Genomic DNA, 5,307 nt, shown 5'->3' on the forward strand with positions numbered 1-5,307 from the left:
CTAATGACCCGAGAGGCTTAACCTTACAACACCGAAGGTGTTTTGGTGAGAGACGCAAAAGATAAATGATATTCAGCTTGTTTTGAGATTGGTTCTGATGGTTACAGAGAAAGCTGTAACGGTTGGAATGAAAGGAATTTGCCTGGCGGCGATAGCGCGGTGGTCCCACCTGACCCCATGCCGAACTCAGCAGTGAAACGCCGTAGCGCCGATGGTAGTGTGGGGTCTCCCCATGTGAGAGTAGGGAACTGCCAGGCATCAAATAAAGCGGAAAGCCTCATGCGAAAGCATGGGGCTTTTTGTTTTATGCGCTGTTTATTTGGTATTGGCGATAGCGAGAGCTACCGTTCGTTATATAAGATAAAACCACGCTGCTATCCGACCTGAATCAGGTAGACTAGGGGATATCTGATCTAAAGAGTACTCATATTATGACGAACAGTGTCATATCATTAAAACCATATCACACTTTTGCATTGCCTGTTTCTGCATCACAAATCACCGTAGCTGATACACAACAACAGTTAATCAATATATGGCGTGATGCCGGTTTATTGCAACGCCCTGTTTTACTATTGGGGGAAGGTAGCAATGTTCTTTTTCTGGAGGATTTTGCAGGCGTAATTCTGCTTAACCGTCTTAAAGGTATCGATGTTAAGGAAGATGCTGACGGTTGGCACCTTCATGTCGGTGCTGGAGAAAACTGGCATCATTTAGTTGAATACACGCTCAGACAGGGAATTGCCGGTTTAGAGAATCTTGCTTTGATCCCCGGTTGTGTCGGATCAGCGCCTATACAGAACATTGGTGCTTATGGTGTGGAATTGAAGCAGGTATGCGAATATGTCGATCTATTGGATTTGACCCAAGGTACAATAAAACGTCTCGCCGCTTCCGAATGCCAATTCGGGTATCGGGAAAGTATATTTAAGCATCAATATCGACATGGCTTTGTCATTATTGCCGTCGGTTTATCTCTAAGCAAAAACTGGTCTCCGGTGTTAGGTTATGGAGAACTGACCAAACTGGATCCGACTACGGTTACACCCCAGCAAATATTTGATTCGGTCTGTCATATGCGGCGCGGTAAATTACCCGACCCTGCGATTACAGGGAATGCGGGGAGTTTTTTCAAAAACCCTGTTATTGCCGCCCAGCATGCCGACAACATCCTAAAGGCATATCCAAATGCTCCGCATTATTTACACCCTGATGGTCAGGTTAAGCTGGCAGCCGGGTGGCTGATAGATCAGTGTCATTTAAAAGGTTTTCAGGTCGGAGGGGCAGCAGTGCATAGCCAACAGGCGTTAGTGCTGATTAATCAAAATAATGCAACGAGCCTTGATATCGTTAATTTGGCGCGTCATGTCCGCAGCCAGGTCGCCGAGCGATTTAATATCTGGCTGGAACCAGAAGTCCGTTTTATTGCGGCAAGGGGTGAGGTGGATGCTGTCGAGGTATTATCATGAAGGATATTAAAGTTCCTCTCAGATTAATTAATGTTCTGTCTGATGGTGAGTTTTACTCCGGAGAAGTTCTGGGGGAAATGATGGGAATGAGTCGGGCAGCCATTAATAAACATATCCAGACTATTCGGGAATGGGGAATAGATGTTTTTACCGTTACCGGCAAAGGATATTGTTTACCTACGCCGATGCAATTGCTGGATGAGAAAAAAATCCTCAGCGCTCTGCCTGAAGGTGGAGTCACGGTTCTGCCGGTAGTCGATTCAACCAATCAGTATATTTTAGACCGGCTGGATGTGTTATCCCCTGGGGATGCCTGTATTGCTGAATACCAACAATCGGGGCGTGGGCGTCGGGGACGTCAGTGGGTTTCTCCCTTTGGGGCCAATCTTTATTTATCATTGTATTGGCGCCTGGAACAAGGTCCTGCGGCGGCCGTTGGGGTCAGTCTGGTCATTGGAATGGTTATGGCTGAGGTATTGCATAATCTTGGTGCGGACGGAGTTCGTGTTAAATGGCCGAATGATCTGTATCTGAATGACCGCAAACTGGCGGGAATTCTGGTTGAGCTGACAGGAAAAACAGGTGATGCGGCTCATCTGGTGATTGGCGTCGGTATTAATTTACGGATGCGTGAGTCGACGGATAGTACGATTAATCAGGGATGGATAAATCTTCAGGAGGCAGGGATCTCAATCGATCGTAATACGCTTGCCGCTACGCTTATCTCAGAGATCAGACACTCACTGGCTACATTTGAACAGCAAGGATTGTCACCATTCATTTCCCGATGGGAGCAATTAGACAATTATTTCAATCGCCCGGTTAAATTGATCATCGGTAATAGGGAAATACATGGTATTGATCGCGGCATTGATCCACAAGGAGCATTGTTGCTGGAGAGTGGTGGTGAATTAATGTCGTATATCGGTGGGGAAATCTCCTTAAGAGGATTGTGAAATAAGGGGATGATATGACATCCCCTTATTTTAAATGATGGTTTATTTTCTCAAACGAACATATTCCACGGCATGATTAGCGCTTTTTGTCATAATAAGACTGGCTCGTTCGCGCGTTGGAAGAATATTTTCCCTTAGATTGAGTCCATTTATCTCTTGCCACAGTTGTGAGGCGATGCCAATTGCTTCTTTTTCCGGCAGCTTGGCATAATTATGAAAATACGAGCTCGGATTCGAAAACGCTCCCTGCCTGAATTTAAGGAAACGGTTGATATACCAGCTTTTTAATAAGTCTTCCGGCGCATCAACATAAATTGAAAAATCGACAAAGTCGGAGACAAACACTCGATGCGGGTCATGAGGGTAATCCATGCCGCTTTGCAATACATTTAAACCTTCCAATATTAAAATATCAGGTTGCTCCAATATTTTATGATTATCAGGGACAATATCATAGATAAGATGTGAATAAGTTGGCGCCATGACTTTGGCCGCGCCTGACTTCATATCAGAAACAAATTTTACTAAACTGTGCATATCATAAGACTGAGGAAAGCCTTTTTTCTTCATCAAATTGCGATCTTTTAAAACTTTATTGGGATGAAGAAAGCCGTCAGTTGTAATGAGTTCTACGCTACGGTGCTCAGGCCAGCGGCTGAGTAGCGCCTGAAGTACACGTGCTGTCGTGCTTTTTCCTACTGCGACGCTACCGGCAATGCCAATGATATAAGGAATTTTCTGTCCATCAGTTCCCAGAAACTGTTCCAGAACTGCCTGGCGACGCAAGTTTGAGCTGATGTAGAAGTTAAGCAGGCGCGACAGCGGCAGATAAATTTCAGCGACTTCATCTAATGACAGATCTTCGTTAATCCCTTTGAGTTTAACTATCTCTTCTTCTGTCAGCGTTAATGGGACGGAATCGCGCAAGGCGGCCCATTGGCGGCGATCAAATTGCAGATATGGCGTAGCCAAAGATTGCTCTCTATGTCTCATAAGTCTGATTCTGCCTGCTTATACAGGTAAGAAAGGGGACTTCAGCCCACTAAGCTAAACGAGCTACCTAGTATAATCAGCTCGTCACAGGCCGTAGAACCTTTTCTTGGTGTGGTAATTTGGATTATGGGCAGGTTAACACTTTGCTAGTGAAAAAAAGAAGAGAAAATCAGCTTGATATCCGATGCCCGTATTCAAGGGGCACCGGACATTGGCGTTAGCTGGCAATCGCCCGCTCTACATGATTCACCGCGAAGAGGCGCTTATAATAGATCGCGGTTGGATGATAATAGCCATCGGGGGTGCTGGCATAGTCGGGAAGTTCGCCTAAATACCGGTATCCCAGCGAGCGATAAAACATCTCCGCAGGGGAACCAGCCTGCGTATCTAAATAAAGTAATCCACGCTGTTGCACGAGCGCGGCTTTTTCCAACGTTTGCATTAATTGTCTGCCGATCCCCATCCTTCTTGCCCGGCTATGCACTAATAATTTTTGAATTTCTGCCCGGTTCTGCCCATTTGGTTTCTGGCAGAGTTCTAATTGCACGCTACCGATGACACCTTCCGTATCGCGGGCAATCCACAGCATGCGCTCACCTTTGGTGATCGACGGACGTAAGCCGTGGAAATAACTTTCCGCTTCTTCATGCGACAAAGGGGCCTGATATCCAACGGAGGCTCCCTTTGCTACCGCATCTATCAGTAGATTGGCGAGTTCATAACGATAGACCGGCAGGGTGGCGCCGTTGAGGGATACAATTTTCATGATGAGCCTCCTGATAGATGGGAACGTACTTTAAATAAAGCAAAATTCGTTCCAACCCACGATAAGGGGCTGGACGCGTAAAAAAGATGAGAATAGCGATCAAGACATGCGTTCTGGCAGGGCAATCGTCACAGTTTTGGTGCAACGGAGTGGCTGAATATTTCACCCATCAGCTATCTGGCGCCGGTCAGGTTTGATGTTTCTTTGGGCGAATTATTGCCGCTAGCGTGGATTCGTGTTCAAATTTGGATAAAATCTAAGCGATAGCGCATTTTACGCAATTTTTTTGTTGCATAGGCCGTTCGGTCTACCTAGAATGCGCAGCACTTGATGCCGGCTTAGCTCAGTAGGTAGAGCAACTGACTTGTAATCAGTAGGTCGCCAGTTCGATTCCGGCAGCCGGCACCATCAAGTAGACAATCAGGTGGGGTTCCCGAGCGGCCAAAGGGAGCAGACTGTAAATCTGCCGTCACAGACTTCGAAGGTTCGAATCCTTCCCCCACCACCAAATTCAATCCTGGTGACAGGATAAACTCGATACGGTATGTAACACTAGACCGGATCGAAGAATGCGGAGGGTGATTTTATTCTCCAATTTCAAAATCTACAGAAAAATCAGGTAGCCGAGTTCCAGGATGCGGGCATCGTATAATGGCTATTACCTCAGCCTTCCAAGCTGATGATGTGGGTTCGATTCCCACTGCCCGCTCCAAAGATGTGCTGATATAGCTCAGTTGGTAGAGCGCACCCTTGGTAAGGGTGAGGTCGGCAGTTCGAATCTGCCTATCAGCACCACTTCTTTATTCTTCCTCCTGATTTTCTTTCTGTTAAAAAATTCAGCAAGCAAATGCTTGGTTGATGTGGTGATACCACCGATTTATCCGTGTCTTAGAGGGACAATCGATGTCTAAAGAAAAATTTGAACGTACAAAACCGCACGTTAACGTCGGTACTATCGGCCACGTTGACCATGGTAAAACAACGCTGACCGCAGCGATTACTACCGTTCTGGCTAAAACCTACGGTGGCGCTGCGCGCGCATTTGATCAGATCGATAACGCGCCGGAAGAAAAAGCCCGTGGTATCACCATCAACACCTCTCACGTTGAATACGATACCCCGA

Annotated in this window: 5 protein-coding genes, 4 tRNA genes and 1 rRNA gene; 8 read left to right on the forward strand and 2 right to left on the reverse strand. The window is 46.4% G+C overall.

Features of this window, described 5'->3' with window-relative positions; genetic code table 11:
* The first annotated feature begins 141 nt into the window (after window positions 1–141).
* From rrf to birA, 3 genes are all read left to right on the forward strand, one after another.
* Window positions 142–257: ribosomal RNA gene (rrf, locus tag JG725_RS20465) — 5S ribosomal RNA — on the forward strand.
* A gap of 174 nt (window positions 258–431) precedes the next feature.
* Window positions 432–1,469: a UDP-N-acetylmuramate dehydrogenase gene (gene murB / locus JG725_RS20470; RefSeq protein ID WP_172291843.1), complete on the forward strand. Its 1,038-nt coding sequence runs from the start codon at window positions 432–434 to the stop codon at window positions 1,467–1,469.
* The gene (gene birA / locus JG725_RS20475; protein ID WP_199379686.1) at window positions 1,466–2,425 is read left to right on the forward strand and encodes a bifunctional biotin--[acetyl-CoA-carboxylase] ligase/biotin operon repressor BirA; all 960 of its coding nucleotides are present in this window, start codon (window positions 1,466–1,468) and stop codon (window positions 2,423–2,425) included. Before murB ends, birA begins: the two co-directional genes overlap by 4 nt.
* Before the next feature lie 42 nt (window positions 2,426–2,467).
* Here the strand turns inward: birA and coaA are convergent, their stop codons facing one another.
* Both coaA and JG725_RS20485 read right to left on the reverse strand, forming a co-directional pair.
* Window positions 2,468–3,418, reverse strand: a complete 951-nt coding sequence (gene coaA / locus JG725_RS20480; RefSeq protein ID WP_172291845.1) for a type I pantothenate kinase — start codon at window positions 3,416–3,418, stop codon at window positions 2,468–2,470.
* Window positions 3,419–3,635: 217 nt separating this feature from the next.
* Complete coding sequence (locus JG725_RS20485; RefSeq protein WP_172291846.1) at window positions 3,636–4,184, reverse strand: GNAT family N-acetyltransferase; 549 nt, start codon at window positions 4,182–4,184, stop codon at window positions 3,636–3,638.
* Between the two features lie 332 nt (window positions 4,185–4,516).
* Here JG725_RS20485 and JG725_RS20490 point away from each other — a divergent pair.
* From JG725_RS20490 to JG725_RS20510, 5 genes are all read left to right on the forward strand, one after another.
* Window positions 4,517–4,592: transfer RNA gene (locus tag JG725_RS20490), tRNA-Thr, on the forward strand.
* Between the two features lie 15 nt (window positions 4,593–4,607).
* Window positions 4,608–4,692 (forward strand) — tRNA-Tyr (locus tag JG725_RS20495).
* A 129-nt stretch (window positions 4,693–4,821) separates the two neighbouring features.
* Window positions 4,822–4,896 (forward strand) — tRNA-Gly (locus JG725_RS20500).
* A gap of 7 nt (window positions 4,897–4,903) precedes the next feature.
* A tRNA-Thr gene (locus JG725_RS20505) sits at window positions 4,904–4,979 on the forward strand.
* A gap of 108 nt (window positions 4,980–5,087) precedes the next feature.
* Window positions 5,088–5,307: GTP-binding protein (locus tag JG725_RS20510; RefSeq protein ID WP_000031664.1), on the forward strand; the 220-nt coding region annotated here is incomplete at its 3' end.

The sequence above is a fragment of the Brenneria sp. L3-3C-1 genome (assembly GCF_016456245.1).
GTDB lineage: Bacteria > Pseudomonadota > Gammaproteobacteria > Enterobacterales > Enterobacteriaceae > Brenneria.